The organism is Cellulomonas hominis, assembly GCF_005239125.1.
Taxonomy (GTDB): Bacteria; Actinomycetota; Actinomycetes; order Actinomycetales; family Cellulomonadaceae; genus Cellulomonas; species Cellulomonas hominis_A.
Genome location: NZ_SZYE01000098.1, coordinates 1 through 14,310 on the forward strand (window position 1 = coordinate 1; position 14,310 = coordinate 14,310).

Annotated in this window: 10 protein-coding genes, 1 tRNA gene and 2 pseudogenes; 7 read left to right on the forward strand and 6 right to left on the reverse strand. The window is 76.5% G+C overall.

The genetic code is table 11. The annotated features are described in order from the left end of the window. Positions 1-617, reverse strand: a 617-nt coding sequence (locus FA014_RS12290) for a PspC domain-containing protein (protein ID WP_154729968.1), incomplete at its 3' end; no start/stop codon positions are given. 135 nt (positions 618-752) lie between these two features. Here FA014_RS12290 and FA014_RS12295 point away from each other — a divergent pair. Then, positions 753-2,039 carry an ATP-binding protein gene (locus FA014_RS12295; RefSeq protein WP_154729969.1) on the forward strand — a complete coding sequence of 429 codons (1,287 nt, stop codon included), beginning with the start codon at positions 753-755 and terminating at the stop codon, positions 2,037-2,039. Beyond that, on the forward strand, positions 2,036-2,695 hold the full coding sequence (locus tag FA014_RS12300; RefSeq protein ID WP_154729970.1) for a LuxR C-terminal-related transcriptional regulator: 660 nt from the start codon (positions 2,036-2,038) through the stop codon (positions 2,693-2,695). The genes FA014_RS12295 and FA014_RS12300 overlap by 4 nt, the downstream gene beginning before the upstream one ends. Positions 2,696-2,716: 21 nt before the next feature. On the opposite strand, the gene FA014_RS12305 is transcribed toward FA014_RS12300, so the two are convergent. Continuing rightward, positions 2,717-3,235: a hypothetical protein gene (locus FA014_RS12305; RefSeq protein WP_154729971.1), complete on the reverse strand. Its 519-nt coding sequence runs from the start codon at positions 3,233-3,235 to the stop codon at positions 2,717-2,719. A gap of 102 nt (positions 3,236-3,337) precedes the next feature. Between FA014_RS12305 and FA014_RS12310 the strand changes: the two genes are divergently transcribed. Then, positions 3,338-3,688 carry a hypothetical protein gene (locus FA014_RS12310; protein ID WP_154729972.1) on the forward strand — a complete coding sequence of 117 codons (351 nt, stop codon included), beginning with the start codon at positions 3,338-3,340 and terminating at the stop codon, positions 3,686-3,688. A 106-nt stretch (positions 3,689-3,794) separates the two neighbouring features. Here FA014_RS12310 and FA014_RS12315 read toward each other — a convergent pair whose 3' ends face one another. Next, positions 3,795-4,880, reverse strand: coding sequence for a LacI family DNA-binding transcriptional regulator (locus FA014_RS12315; RefSeq protein ID WP_268865892.1), 1,086 nt, complete (start codon positions 4,878-4,880; stop codon positions 3,795-3,797). 507 nt (positions 4,881-5,387) lie between these two features. Here FA014_RS12315 and FA014_RS20710 point away from each other — a divergent pair. Then, positions 5,388-6,911 (forward strand): annotated as a pseudogene (locus tag FA014_RS20710) (glycoside hydrolase family 31 protein); the annotation flags it as partial. Positions 6,912-7,250: 339 nt separating this feature from the next. Here the strand turns inward: FA014_RS20710 and FA014_RS12330 are convergent. Both FA014_RS12330 and FA014_RS12335 read right to left on the reverse strand, forming a co-directional pair. Further along, positions 7,251-9,203 (reverse strand): annotated as a pseudogene (locus tag FA014_RS12330) (metallophosphoesterase); the annotation flags it as partial. A gap of 144 nt (positions 9,204-9,347) precedes the next feature. Further along, entirely contained in the window at positions 9,348-10,139 is a 792-nt protein-coding gene (locus FA014_RS12335) for a phosphatase PAP2 family protein (protein WP_154729973.1), read from the reverse strand. Positions 10,140-10,297: 158 nt separating this feature from the next. Here FA014_RS12335 and FA014_RS12340 point away from each other — a divergent pair, with 158 nt between their 5' ends. Further along, entirely contained in the window at positions 10,298-11,233 is a 936-nt protein-coding gene (locus FA014_RS12340; protein ID WP_154729974.1) for a glycoside hydrolase family 26 protein, read from the forward strand. 19 nt (positions 11,234-11,252) lie between these two features. Here the strand turns inward: FA014_RS12340 and FA014_RS12345 are convergent, their stop codons facing one another. Continuing rightward, positions 11,253-11,585, reverse strand: a complete 333-nt coding sequence (locus FA014_RS12345; RefSeq protein ID WP_154729975.1) for a hypothetical protein — start codon at positions 11,583-11,585, stop codon at positions 11,253-11,255. 168 nt (positions 11,586-11,753) lie between these two features. On the opposite strand from FA014_RS12345, the gene FA014_RS12350 reads away from it, so the two are divergent. Both FA014_RS12350 and FA014_RS12355 read left to right on the forward strand, forming a co-directional pair. Further along, positions 11,754-13,856, forward strand: coding sequence for a SpoIIE family protein phosphatase (locus FA014_RS12350; RefSeq protein WP_154729976.1), 2,103 nt, complete (start codon positions 11,754-11,756; stop codon positions 13,854-13,856). A gap of 218 nt (positions 13,857-14,074) precedes the next feature. Continuing rightward, positions 14,075-14,147 (forward strand) — tRNA-Arg (locus FA014_RS12355). Positions 14,148-14,310: the final 163 nt, after the last annotated feature.

Genomic DNA, 14,310 nt, shown 5'->3' on the forward strand with positions numbered 1-14,310 from the left:
GCCGCGCCGGCGGGTGGCGGCGGGGTGCTGCTGGGGCTGGTCATCGGACGCTGTCCTTCCGGGTACGGGGGCTGCCACGACGGCGCAGGCGGGCGGCCGCCGCTGCCGCGCCGCAGCGCGCTGACGAGGATGACGATCCCGGCGACCACGACCGCGAACCACGCGAGGCCGCTGAACCAGCCGGACCGGAACGGCCCCCAGCTGAACCACCAGTCGCCGGAGCTGAACCCGATGACCACGAGGGCGATCGAGCCGAGCAGGGCGACGTCGAAGTTCCCGCGGATGGTCTCCTCGAGGTGGATCCGGCCGTCGGTCTGCTCGGGGAGCAGGGCCCAGGCGATGCCGTACAGGACGAAGCCGAAGCCCATGAGCAGGGAGACGCCGACCAGACCACGGGCGAGCAGCGGGTCGATGCCGAACCGGGCGGCGAGCCCGCCGGCGACGCCGCCGACCCAGCGGTCCTGGGAGCGGTAGACCCCGGCGCGCCGGATCGCCGCGAAGAAGCCCGTCATCCCGTTGCCGTCGGACGGGGGTGCAGGAGGAGGCACGGGGCCGCGGGCGCCGGGGCCGCTCGGCGGCACGGTGCCCGACCCGCGGTCGGCGCTGTCGTTCGTCATGGCTCGATCCTGGCGCGCCGGGCGACCCCGACGACATCGGGTACCCCCCTGACCCGCCCCTGATCGTGGGCCGGGGTCCCCTGATCCTGGGTCCCGGGCGCCCTCCCGGGGCCCGCGACGTGTGACGATCAGGGCATGGAGTCCCCGTCCCGCCTGCCGCTGCGGCGCCCGGAGCGCGGCCGCGTCGTCGGCGGCGTCGCGGCCGGCCTCGCGCTGCACCTGGGCGTGTCGGTGCGCCTGGTGCGCGTGCTGTTCGCGCTGCTGACGCCGGTCGGCGGGATCGGCGTGGCCCTGTACGTGTTCTGGTGGGTGACCATCCCCGTGGGCGACCCCGCGGCCGCGGCCGACGCCGCGCGCCCGGCGGACCTGTCCCGTCTGCACCGCCCGCTCGAGCACGACGCCGTGCAGCGGCTGCGCCGGCTGCCGTGGACCGAGATCGCGGTCGGGGTGGCGCTGCTGGCGGGCGCGGTCGCGCTGCTGCTGGCGCGCACGGGTACGGACGTGGTGGGCAACTGGGTGGTCCCGGTCCTGCTGCTGGTCGCGGGGGCGGCGCTGGCGTGGAGCCAGCTGGACGCGGTGCAGCGGGAGCGCCGGGGCGGCAGCCGGGGTCCGGTCAGCGTGCTGCGGCTGGCCGGTGGCCTGGTCATCGCCGGCGTCGGGGTGCTGCTGCTGGTCGGCCAGGACGCGACCCCCGGGACCCTGGTGCAGTCGACGGTCGCGGCGGTCGCGGTGCTCGGCGGCGTCGCCCTGGTGCTCGCGCCGTGGTGGCTGCGGCTGGTGCGCGAGCTCGGCGACGAGCGCGCCGCCCGCGCCCGCGAGTCGGAGCGTGCCGACATCGCCGCCCACCTGCACGACTCCGTGCTGCAGACCCTGGCGCTGATCCGCGCCCGCGCGGACGACCCGACCGAGGTCGCGCGGATGGCGCGCGCCCAGGAGCGCGAGCTGCGCGCGTGGCTGTACGACGACCGCCCGGCGCCCGGCACCTCGGTGGCGGCCGTGCTGGCGGCGATCGTCGCGGAGATCGAGGACACCCGCACCGGCCCCGACGGCGAGGCGGTCACGATCGAGACCGTCGTCGTCGGGGACACGGAGCCCGACGCCAGCACGGACGCGCTGCTGCAGGCGACCCGCGAGGCGCTGCTGAACGCGGTGCGGCACGGGCGCCCGCCGGTGTCGCTCTACCTGGAGGCCGGGCCGGACGAGGTCGAGGTGTTCGTGCGGGACCGCGGGGACGGCTTCGACCCCGAGGCGGTGCCGAGCGACCGGTTCGGGGTCCGGGAGTCCATCCTGGGGCGGGTGCGGCGCCGGGGCGGGACGGCGTCGGTGGTGTGCAAGGACGGCGGCGGCACCGAGGTGCGGCTGCGGATGCCGCTGGTGCGTGAGCCCGCGGCGGCGGAGGACGAGAGGACGATGCAGGGATGAACGACGCTCCGGTCGACGTGGTGCTGGTCGACGACCACCTGATGTTCCGCGCGGGCGTGAAGGCGTCCCTCGACGACCGGGTGGACGTCGTCGGCGAGGCCGCCACGGTCGACGAGGCGATCCAGGTCGTCCGCGCGACGCAGCCGCCGGTCGTCCTGCTCGACGTGCACCTGCCCGGCGGCGACGGCGGCGGCGGTGCCGAGGTGATCCGCGCGTGCACCGACCTGCTCGGCGGCACCCGGTTCCTCGCGCTGTCCGTGTCGGACGCCGCCGAGGACGTCGTGGCCGTGATCCGCGCCGGCGCGCGGGGCTACGTCACCAAGGCGATCTCGGGTCCGGACCTGTGCGACGCGGTGCTGCGGGTGGCCGGCGACGACGCGGTGTTCTCGCCCCGGCTCGCCGGGTTCGTGCTGGACGCGTTCGGCGCCGCGGCGGGTGACGTGGCCACGGGCGACGACGAGCTCGACCGGCTGTCGGCGCGCGAGCGCGAGGTCATGCGGCTGATCGCGCGGGGGTACTCCTACCGCGAGGTGGCGGGGGAGCTGTTCATCTCGATCAAGACGGTCGAGACGCACGTGTCGGCGGTGCTGCGGAAGCTGCAGCTGTCGTCGCGGCACGAGCTGACCCGGTGGGCGGCGGCGCGCCGGCTGCTCTGAGCCGGGGCGCCGCCCGCGGCGTCAGCCGATGTTGCACTCGTAGCGCACGCCGTCGACGTAGTGCACGCCGTCGCCCAGGTCGGCGCAGGTCTCGACGAGCGAGGCGATGCCGAACGCGCCGAGCGCGAGGGCGACGACCCCGGCGACGAGCCAGAGCGCGCCCACGACCACGCCCGCCACCGCGAGGCCGCGGCCGGGGACGCCGCCGCGGCGGCCGCGCACCAGCACGATGATGCTGATCACGAGCCCGACGAGGGCCGTGCACGGGATGACGGCGGTGACGAGGCCGACGATCGCGAGCGTCGGCGAGGGCGCCGGCTGCGGCGGGACCGGGTACGGCCCGGGGACGGCCGCGGGGTCCGGGTAGCCGGGGGCACCGGCCTGCGACGCGGTGCCGCCCGGCTGCGGGTACGCCCCGGGCGCGGGGTACGACGGCCCCGGTGCCGGCTGCGCGGGGCCGGGCTGCGGGTACGCCCCGGGCGTCGGCTGCGACGCGCCGGTGGGCGACTCGCCGGGGTTCGGGTGCTCGGGGGTGGTCATGACATCCTCGGGGTTCGGGCTCGTCGGGCACAGCGGTGCGCGGCCGGCGAGGGCCGCGCAGGGGATCCTTGCACGCACCGGGCACCGAGCGAGGAAGTTCCGATGGACGTCGTGTACGGCTTGCTGGTCGTGCTGCACCTGGTCGGCTGGGCGATCGTGCTGGGCGGCTGCCTGGTCACGCTGCGGCAGCCGGCGTTCCCGAAGGGCGCGCTGCACGGTGCCCTGACCGCGCTGGTCACGGGGATCGTCATGGTCGGGCTGCGGTCCGCCGAGGTCGGGGGGCTGGAGCCGCCGGACAACGCCAAGATCGGCGTGAAGCTCGTGGTCGCGCTCGTCGTGACCGCGCTGGTCTGGTACGGCACGCGGAAGCCGGAGAAGGTGACGCGCGGCCTGGTCGGCGCGACGCTGGGGCTGACGCTGGTGAACATCCTGGTCGCGGTGCTCTGGCGCTGAGCCGCGCCGTCGTGCGCGGTCCGGCCGGCCACCTCGCGGTGCGCCGGGCCGGACCGCCCGCTCGACCGCCCGCCCGGCGGGACCGCCCGTCGGCGGGAGCGTCCGGTCAACCGCCCGCCCGGCCGACCGGGGCCGGCCCCGTCGACTCCCGGGCCGCCAGCGCGACCGGCACCGTCGCCGAGCGCGGGGCCGCGTCCTCGCCCGTCATCAGGCCGAGCAGCAGCTCCGCGGCCAGCCGGCCCTTGCCGGCCGTGTCCTGCGCGACCGTCGACAGCCGGGGCGTGACCTGCCGGGCGAGCTCCGCGTCGTCGTAGCCGAGGACCGACACGTCGTCCGGGACCTGCAGCCCGGCGTCGGTCAGCCCGCGCACGACCCCCGCGGCCAGGACGTCCGCCGTCGCGAACACCGCGGTCACCGCACCGGCGCGCACGTCGGCGGCCAGCCGCGCGCCCAGCGCGACGCCCTCGTCGTAGGTCGTGCGCGCGTGGGCCACCCGCACCGCGTCCGCGGGCAGGCCGGCGTCCGCCGCGGCCTCCCGGAACCCGGCGAGCCGCTCAGCGACCACCCGGCCCGCGGCGTCGACCGGGCCGCACAGCAGCAGCCGGCGGTGCCCGAGCCCGGTGAGGTGCGCCCCGGCCAGCCGCCCGCCGGCGCGGTCGTCGGACCCGACGCGCGCGTGGGTGGGCGCGCCGGCGCCGTCGACCGACCCGCCCGCCGCGTCCACCAGCACGGCGGCCGGCGTCGGCGGCAGGTCGAGGCCGGCGAGCGCGGCGTCGGTGAACCCCATGAGCACCACGCCGTCGAGCCCCCACCGCCGGACCGAGTCCCGCACGTCCGCCGCGCTCCCGACCCCGCGCAGCATCAGGTGGTGGTCCCGGCCGCGCAGCGCCGCCTCGAGCGCGCCGGTGACCGCGACGTCGTGCGGGCTCCCCAGCAGGCTGACCCCGTCGGGCCGGCCCGGCAGCAGCAGGCCGACCAGGCGGGAGCGGCGGCCGACGAGCGACCGTGCGGCCGCGCTCGGCACGTAGCCGAGCTCGGCGACGGCGCGCTCGACCCGGGCGGCGGTGGCGGGGGAGACGCGGTCCAGCCGCCCGTTGACCACGTTCGACACGGTCATCACGCTGACGCCGACGGCGCGCGCCACGTCCTTGAGGGTGATCGTGTCCACGGACGCAGCCTCCCTGATCGGCATTGACGTGCGCGCCACTTTAGCGTTAAACAGGACCGCATGAGCGGCACCGACGCCCCCCTGACCCTCGTCACCGGCCCCGCCCCCGACGGCACCGCCGACCCCCGCGCCGTCGTGCAGGGCGACCGCTGGCGCGTCACGGTGCTCGCCGACGGGCTCGTCCGGCTCGAGTACGCCGAGGACGGCCGGTTCGAGGACCGCCCGAGCACGTTCGCCCGGCACCGCGCGCTGCCGGTGCCGGAGTTCCGCGTCGTCGACCGCGGGCACGTGGTCGAGGTCGTCACGTCCCGGCTGCGGGTCGTCTACGACCGGGGCCCGTTCAGCACCGCGGGGCTGTCGGTCGAGGTCACCGGCGGGGTCAGCGCGTACCACTCGGTGTGGAGGTACGGGCAGCCCGCCGACGGCCTGGGCGGCACGGCCCGCACGCTGGACGAGGCGGACGGCCGCGTGCCGCTCGAGGGCGGCGTCGTGTCCCGGCAGGGCTACGCGGTGCTGGACGACTCCCGGTCGATGGTGTTCGAGCCCGACGGCTGGGTCGCCCCGCGGGACGGGTCCCGGCAGGACCTGTACGTCTTCGGCTACGCGCACGACCACGCCGAGGCGCTGCGCGCGTTCCACGCGGTGTCCGGGCCGGTGCCGGTGCTGCCGCGCTGGGCGCTCGGCACCTGGTGGAGCCGGTTCCACCGGTACACGGCGGAGGGCTACCGCGAGGTCGTCGAGCGGTTCGCCGCCGAGCGCATCCCGCTGTCCGTGTCGGTGCTCGACATGGACTGGCACGTCACCGAGGTGGACCCGGCCCTCGGTTCCGGCTGGACCGGGTACACCTGGAACCGGGACCTGTTCCCCGACCCGCCCGCGCTGCTGTCCTGGCTGCACGACCGCGGCCTGCGGGTGACGCTGAACGTGCACCCCGCCGACGGCGTGCGCGCGCACGAGGACGCCTACCCCGCGATGTGCGCGGCGCTCGGCCGGGAGCCGGACGGGGACCCGATCGCGTTCGACGTCACGGACCGGGAGTTCCTCGCGGCGTACTTCGGGGTGCTGCACCGGGGTCTCGAGCGGGACGGCGTCGACTTCTGGTGGATCGACTGGCAGCAGGGCGGGCACTCCCGCGTCGCCGGCATCGACCCGCTGTGGATGCTCAACCACTTCCACTACCTCGACAGCGCCCGCGACGGCCGGCGCGGGCTGACGTTCTCCCGGTACGCCGGGCCGGGCAGCCACCGGTACCCGGTCGGGTTCTCCGGCGACACCGTGATCACCTGGGACTCGCTCGCGTTCCAGCCGGAGTTCACCGCCACCGCGGCGAACATCGGCTACGGCTGGTGGTCGCACGACATCGGCGGGCACTTCTTCGGCGTGCGGGACGAGGAGCTGGCGACCCGCTGGGTGCAGCTGGGGACGTTCTCGCCGATCCTGCGGCTGCACTCCTCGGACAACCCGTTCACGAGCAAGGAGCCGTGGTCGTTCGGGCCGCACGCCCGGCAGGTCCAGGCGGAGTTCCTGCGGCTGCGGCACCGGCTGGTGCCGTACCTGCACACCATGAACCACCGCGCCGCGGCCGAGTCGGTCGCGCTGGTCCGCCCGCTCTACCACGCGTGGCCCGACCGCGCGGAGGCGTACGACGTGCCGCAGCAGTTCCTGTTCGGCTCCGAGCTGCTGGTCGCGCCGGTGACCACGCCGGCCGACCCGGTCACCCGCGCGTCCGCCGTGCGGGCCTGGCTGCCGCCGGGCACCTGGGTGGACGTGCTCACCGGGGCGGTCTACGACGGCGACCGGCTGCTCGACCTGCACCGCCCGCTCGACTCGATCCCGGTGCTGGCGCGGCCGGGCGCGGTGGTGCCGCTCGACGGTGCCCAGGTGCCCGGCAACGACCCGGTCAACCCCGCGCACCTGGAGCTGCTGGTCGTGCCCGGGGCGGACGGCGCCTTCACGCTGGTCGAGGACGACGGCGCGGGCGACGGGACGGACGCGGCCGGGACCGCCCGGACGGCGATCGCGTGGGCGGACGGGCCCGGGACGCTGACGGTCGCGCCGGTCGAGGGCGCGGCCGGGTGCGTGCCGGCCGACCGGGACTGGACGCTGACGCTGGTGACCGCGGGCGCGACCGCGGACGCCGCTGCCCGGGTCCGGGCGCGGGTGGACGGCACGCCGGTGCCCGCGGCGGCGCGCGTCGTCGTCGTCCGTCACGCTCACGACCGCGCCGGGGAAGCCGGTGCCGGACAGCGCGGTCACCTGCGTGCCGGCCGGCAGCGCGCCGCTCGGGGCGTCCTGGACCGCGAGGCCCGACAGGTCCGCCCGCTGGGTGAGCCACTCGGCCGGACCGGTGGGCCGGTCGATGACGCGGGTCTCGCCGATGCACCCGTCCCACCCGTTGCGGGCGGCGCCGTCCACCCAGTCCGACCCGAGCAGCCACGGCATGTCCGGCTGGATCGAGTGGCCGAGGGTGTCGGTCGCGTTGCGCAGCACCGGGGCGCCGTCCACGTACATCGTGGTGGTGGAGGTGGCGGGGTCGTTGACGACCGCGACGTGCGACCAGCTGTCCACCATGATCTCGCCGGACCAGGCGGTGCGGTCGCCCTTCGTCGTGGCGGCCGGCACCTCGGTGTACTGGAACTCGCGGAGGTTGGAGATGCCGAGCGCCACCGGGGACGCGGTGTAGTCCCACTGCGACCAGGGCATGCCGGGGAGCTGCGAGCGGTCGCCGGACCGGACGACCGCCTTGGACCAACCGTTGACCCCCGCGTCCCAGGACGGGTCGAGCCGGAGGAACGTCTCGATCGTGTAGCCCTCGGGGAACGTCTCGGCGTTCACCGGGGCGTCGGCGGCCGTGGTCAGGTAGCTGAACCGCGCGGCGGACGAGTTCGCGAAGCACACCGCGGCGGCGTCGGACGAGTAGCCGTGCACGTCGTCGTGGACGATCGTCACGTCGCCGGCCTCGGCGGTCGCCGACCCCGACGCCGCGATGGTGGCGCGGGTCAGGTCGTTGCCGGCTGCGACGTCGGGGATCGTGCCGCCCTCGGGCAGCACCCCGGCGGGCAGGCCGTTCATCCGCCAGTGCGCGACCGTGCCCTCGGCCTCGGGGAAGTCGAGCGCGTTGCCGGGGAGCTCGGTCGTCACCGGGTCGGGGCCGACGAAGCCGTCGAGCAGCACGTCGCGCGCCGCCTGCCGCAGCGACGGCCAGGCGCCGGCGCCCGGGCCGAAGTCCGGGTCGAAGCCAGCGAACCGCTCGGAGAAGTCCAGGTCGAGCGTGAACTGCTGGTGCTGCCCCTCCAGGAACGGCTGGTCGTAGCTGGTCAGCGTCTCCTGCGGCTTGGCGGTCACCCAGGGCGAGGCGGTCTGCAGCGACAGGGTGTCGTGCGACAGGTCGAGCTCCACCAGGCCCAGGTAGCCGTTCCCGCCCTCGTAGGCCATCTGGTAGTCGATCAGGACGTTCGTGACCGAGTGGCCGAAGTCGTTGGTCCGGGTCTGCTGGGTCGCGCCGTGGAAGTGGCCGTTGAACGTGAGGAAGATCTGGTCGCTGCCGCGGATCAGCTTGTCCCACAGCTCCTCGCCGTACTCGGTGTCCCGCGGCGAGGTCTGGTCGGGGCCGATGTTGAGCAGCGAGTGCGTCGTGAGGATCACGGGCACGTCGGGGTGCGCCGCCATGGCGTCCTTCGCCCACTGGATCGTCTGGTCCGACACCCGCCAGGCCAGGGCCAGGACCATGAACTCCTGGCCCTCGGCCTCGAACACGTGGTACTGGCTCAGGCCGGTCGGGTCGCTGCCGCCGTACGTCGCCTGCCCCGCCGCCCGGGCCGGGCCGAACCACTGCAGGAACGGCTCCGCCGCCAGGTCGTAGTCGGTGTCGTCCAGGCGGTCGTCCGAGTTCCGCACGTCGTGGTTGCCCGGGAGGATCGAGTAGGGCAGGCCGCCCTCCTCGAGCGTCCGCACCGCCGCGTCCGCCGCCTGCCACTCCGCGTTCTGCCCGACGCGGTCGACGACGTCGCCGAGGTGCGTCACGAACGGGATGTTGAGCTCGTCGGCGTGCTCGACCAGGAACCGGGTCTGCTCGCGGAACGGGTCCGTGCCGTAGCGGGGGAGGAACTGGTCCGCCGAGTACCGCGAGTAGAACTGCGTGTCCGGCAGGACCGCGAGGGTGAACCGCGAGCCGGGGGCGTCGGACGCGGCGGCGGGCACCGCCGCGGGTGCGGCGGGCGCGGCGATCGCCGCGAGCGGGGCCGTGACGAGCAGGGCGCCGGCCAGGACGCCGGTGGCCGCGGCGAGAGCGCGGGCGGGGGCACGCCGCGACGCGCGCGCGGGCGTCGGGGCGGGATGAGGTCGCACGGGGGCATCTCCGGTGGGTGGGGTCCAGGCGCGCCGGTCGGGCGCGTCCCCACCCTGGTCAGGAGCGGTGAACGGGGCGCGACGCGTCGTGGGCCCGCACGTGACCCGGGGGTGAAAGCGGTGGCCTCCCCGGGCGGGGAGACGTCAGCCCGCCGGTGTGGCCCCCGCGTCGTCGCCCCCGGCCCCGGCCGTCATCCGCGCGGCCCGGACCGCCCGCCGCCGGTCGACCACCACGACCACGCCCAGCACCGCCACCGCGAGCGCGAACCCCGCCGTGACGTCCGTGAGGAAGTGGTAGCCCAGGTACAGGCGGCTGCCGGCCACCAGCGCGATGCCCGCCAGGGTCGCCAGCGCCCACAGCACCAGGGACCGCACGTGCGGGCTGCGGATCCACACCAGGTACCCGGCGGTCAGCAGGAAGGTCGCCGTCCCGACGGTGTGCCCCGACGGGAACGAGTAGGTCGTCTCCGACCCCGGCACGACCATCGTGTCCAGCGGCGGCCGCGGGCGGGCGACGACGGCCTTGACCGTCACGGACACCAGCGTCGACAGCACCATCGCGCCCGCCAGCAGGGCGGGCTGCCACCAGGAGCGGGTCACCAGGCCCCACAGCAGGCACGCCGCGACGACCACCACCGGCAGGACGCTCGGCCCCGTCACCGCCGACACCGCCTCGAGGAATGCGGTCAGCCCGGGCCCGCGGGCCGTGACCAGCCAGTCGAGCACCGGGGTGTCGGCCTCCGCGAGGTCGTCGCCCTCCCGGACCGAGTCGAGCATGACGAGCAGGACCGTGATCCCCACGACCACCAGCACGACGCCGATGAGGATCGCCGCGCCGGAGTTCGGGTCGCGGACCTCGGAGCGCCGGGCCCAGACGGCGCGGGCGGACCGGCCCGTGGTGCGGGCGGCTCGTCGGTACCAGGGCTCCGTCGGCATCGGGTGATCGTCGCAGGGGACGCGGGCGCGCGCCCGGCGAACGGGCCGCCGCCGGGGAGCCGCGAGGTCGGCCGCAGCGGGGTCGCCGCGGGGCAGATCACCCCGCCCGCAGGCTCAGGAAACCTCACGGCGTCCCGGCCGGCACCGATGACCGTCGCATGCCCGTCTCCCGGCGCGACTTCCTCGCGCTCTCCGCCTCCGCGCTCGCGCTGTCCGCGGCACCCGCCGCCGGCCCCGCCGCCGCGGCCTCGGGGCGGGTCCCGTCCGGGGTCACGGTGCCGTGGGGGCCGTGGGACGCCGCCGCGTGGGCGCGGCGGACCGCCACCCTGGGGGCGGCCCCGGCGTACGCGCTCTGGTACGCCTCGTTCGTGGAGGCGCCGGACCCGGCGAAGCTCGCCGCGGTGTCCGCCGCCGGCGTCGTGCCGGTGCTGACGTGGGAGCCCTGGGACCCGGCGCGCACGAACCAGAAGGCGTTCGCGCTGGCCCGGTTCCTCGCGGGCGACTTCGACGCGACGGTGCGGCGCTGGGGCGACGCCCTCGCGGCGTACGGCGGCCCGGTGCACCTGCGGTTCGCGCACGAGATGAACGCCGGCGGCTACCCCTGGGCCGTGGGCGTCAACGGCAACACCGCCGCGCAGTTCGTCGCGGTGTGGCGCCGGGTCCACGACCTGCTGCGCTCGCGCGGTGCGACCCGGGTCGTGCGCGTGTGGTCGCCGAACGTGGCGTTCCCGGGCTCGACCCCGCTGGCGGCGGTGTACCCGGGCGCCGAGCACGTCGACGTCGTCGGTGTCGACGGCTACAACTGGGGGACCTCGCGCCGCGGGACGGTCTGGCAGAGCCCGGCCCAGGTGCTCGGCCCGACCCTGGCGGAGGTGCGGCGGGTCGCGCCCGGCAAGCGGCTGCTGGTCACCGAGACCGCGTCGACCGAGAAGGGCGGCGACAAGGCCCGGTGGATCACGGACCTGTTCGCGTGGGCGGCGGCGCAGGGCGACGTCGCGGGCCTCGTCTGGTTCGACGAGAACAAGGAGACCGACTGGCGGATCGCCAGCTCGGCGGCGTCGCTGGCCGCGTTCCGGGCCGCGGTGGCCGGCTGACGCGCGGAGTCGCCCCGGCTCAGCGCCCGGGACCCGCGACGCCGACGCGCGCGTAGTGCCGGAGGTCGTCGCCCTCCCGGCTGCGGTGCCAGTCGCCCTCGACCTGCATCCCCACCAGGTGCAGGTGCGCCTCAGCGGCGACGTGCGCCACGTCCTCGTCGACCGGTGGCACCGGGACCGCCTCGCGGGCCATCGGGCGGCCGGAGCGGTCCGTCAGGCTGAGGGACCACACGACGTCGGCGCCGGCGGTGCGCGGCTGGTGGAGCACCACGATCTGCGCCGACCGGAGCGCGGCGGGGTCGAGCGTCGTGAAGCGCGGCAGCGATCCGGTGCTCTCGTGCTCGGAGGTCATGTCCCACGACGTTCCGGCCTCGCCGCGCCGCCGGCAACTGCTCGCCGGGTGAAACCGGGGGTGAGGCGCGGCGGCCGGTGACGACGGGGGTGCCGGGACGGCGCGGCGCGGGCACCGTAGCCTGCGGGGGTGACAGGAGCGCCGGGCGTGACGGGGACGGCGGGGCGCGTGAGCCCCGCGGCACGGGCCCGGCGGGCTCCGAGCCCGCGCGACGTCCGCGTCCTGCTGGTGTTCGGCCTGGTGTACGCCGCGGCGTGCGTGGCCGGCCGGGAGACCCTCGTCCCCGGCGCCCGGGTGAGCCTGGTCTGGCCGGCGGCGGGGATCTCGGTCCTGTGGCTGGTCGCGCGGGCCCGCCGGCCGTGGCCGTGGCTGGACTGGGGCCTGATCGGGGTGATCACGGCGGCGGCGGTGCTGGTGACCGGCACGCCCCCGGGGGCGGCCCTGCTCGGCGGCGTCGCCGCGACCCTGCAGGCCACGCTCTGCGTCCTGGTCGTCGCGCGCTACGCGCCCCGGCTGTGGGCGGCGCGCGGGTACCGGCAGCTCGACCGCGTCACGGAGCTGTGGTGGCTGGTGTTCGGGGCCGTGACGGGCGCGCTGGTGTCGGCGCCGCTGGCCCAGCTCGCCGTGGCGCTCACGGACCAGGGCACGACCTGGGAGACCGCGCTGCTCTGGTCGGCGCGGAACACGGTCAGCATCCTCACGATCGGCCTGCTGGGCTGGACCCTCGGGGGTGCGCTGCACGACCGGCGGCTGCGGCGCGGCGCGCGCGGCGGCTCCGCGTGGTGGACCGACGGGCACCGGCTCGACGTCCTCGGCGCGGTGCTCCTGGCGCCGGCGGCGTACGTCCTGTGGTTCCTGTGGCAGTGGGAGCTCGCGGTGGTGTTCCCCCTCATCGCCTTCACCGTCTGGGCGGGGTCGCGTCTGCCGACCTCCGCGGTGGTGGTGCACACCAGCCTCTGCGGCTCCGTGGTGGTCCTGATGACGCTGGGCGGCATCGGCCCGATGGCGGAGCTGCCCGACCCGGGCCTGCGGGTCGGGATCGCGCAGCTGTACGTCGGGCTGCTGACCGTGATCGGCATGGCGCTGGCGCTCGCCGGCGCGGAGCGGCGCCGGCTCGTGGGCGCCCTGTCCGTGGCCCGCGACCGCGCGCAGGCGCAGGCCGGGCTGCTCGCCTCGGTCCTGGAGACCATGTCCGAGGGCGTCCGGGTGGTCGACGCCGCCGGCCGGGTGGTCGTGCGCAACCCGACCGCGGCGCGGCTGCTCACCGGCCGGTCCGACCTGGACCCGGCCGACAGCCTCACGGACCTGGCCGGCCTGACCCGCCTGGACGGCTCGGCCCTGCGCGACGACGAGCTGCCTTTCCGCCGCGCGCTCGTCGAGGGGCGGGTGCGGGACGTCGACCTCATGGTCCGCACGCCCGGCGTGCCCCAGCCGCGGGTCGTGACGTTCAGCGCCACCCGGATCCCGGCCGGGTCCGGCGGGGGCGTGGTGACGGTGCTGCGCGACGTCACGGAGGAGCGGGCCGAGCTGCGGCGCGCGGCGACCGTCCAGGCCAGCCTGCTGCCGGCCCGGACGCCCGACCTGCCCGGCTTCGAGGTCGCCGCGCGGTTCGTGCCCGCGGGGAGCGTCGGCGGGGACTTCTACGACTGGGAGCGCGTCGCCGGCGGCCTGGTGATCACGATGGCCGACGTGATGGGCAAGGGCCCGGCGGCGGCGATCCTCGCGGCCACCACCCGGTCGCTGCTGCGCGCGCAGCCGGTCCCCGAGGACGTCGCGGCCACCCTGTCCGGCGCCGAGCGCGCCCTCGACGCGGACCTGGTCAACGCGGGCGCGTTCGTCACGATGTTCCGCGGCTTCCTCGACCCCTCGACCGGCGACCTCGCCTACGCCGACGCCGGGCACGGCCTGTCGCTCGTCGTGCGCCCGGACGGGTCCCTCCGACGCCTGCCCGCCACCGGTCTGCCCCTCGGCATCGCCGCGGGGCCGGAGCGGGTCGGGGCCCGGACCCGCCTGCTCCCGGGTGACGTGCTCGTGACGTTCAGCGACGGCCTGCTCGACGTGCTCGGCGGATCGATCGACGACCTCGCGCGGGTGCGGGACGTGGTCCGCGGCACCGTCACGGCGGACGACGCCGCGGCCGCCGTCCTGGCGCTCGCCGGGGACGCGGCGGACGCCGAGGACGACCTCACCGTCCTCGTGCTGCGGCGGCTGCCCGGCCGCGCGCCCGCCGGGGTGCCGCACCCCCGCGGGGCGGACGGCCTCCCGGGGTAGCGGGCGGGCCGCTGTCGTCGCCGCGCCGGGGGAGCGCGCGGCGGGGGAGCGCGAGGCGGCGTGACCGACGCGCCCCCGGCCGCGGCACCGGTACGCTGAACCTGCGCCGCCGCGGACTCCCGGGTCCGCCGGCGCGGCACGGGGCTGACGAGAGCCCGGTCGGGTGCGGCGGACGGTGCGCCGTCGGCGAGCCCGACCACCTCCCTCTCGGGCCCTGCGCGCCTGTAGCTCAGTGGATAGAGCACCGCTCTCCTAAAGCGGGTGTCGGCAGTTCGAGTCTGCCCAGGCGCACGACGGACGTCCGCGCGCGCCACCCGGGCCGCGGACGGCCGCCGAGGCGCTCCCCGGCCGGCCGGGTTACGTTCGCCGCTCCCCTCGAACGATCGGAGGCACGACATGGGATACGTCGGCAAGCTGCTGAAGAGCGCGGTCGTGGCCAAGGCGGCGCAGGTCG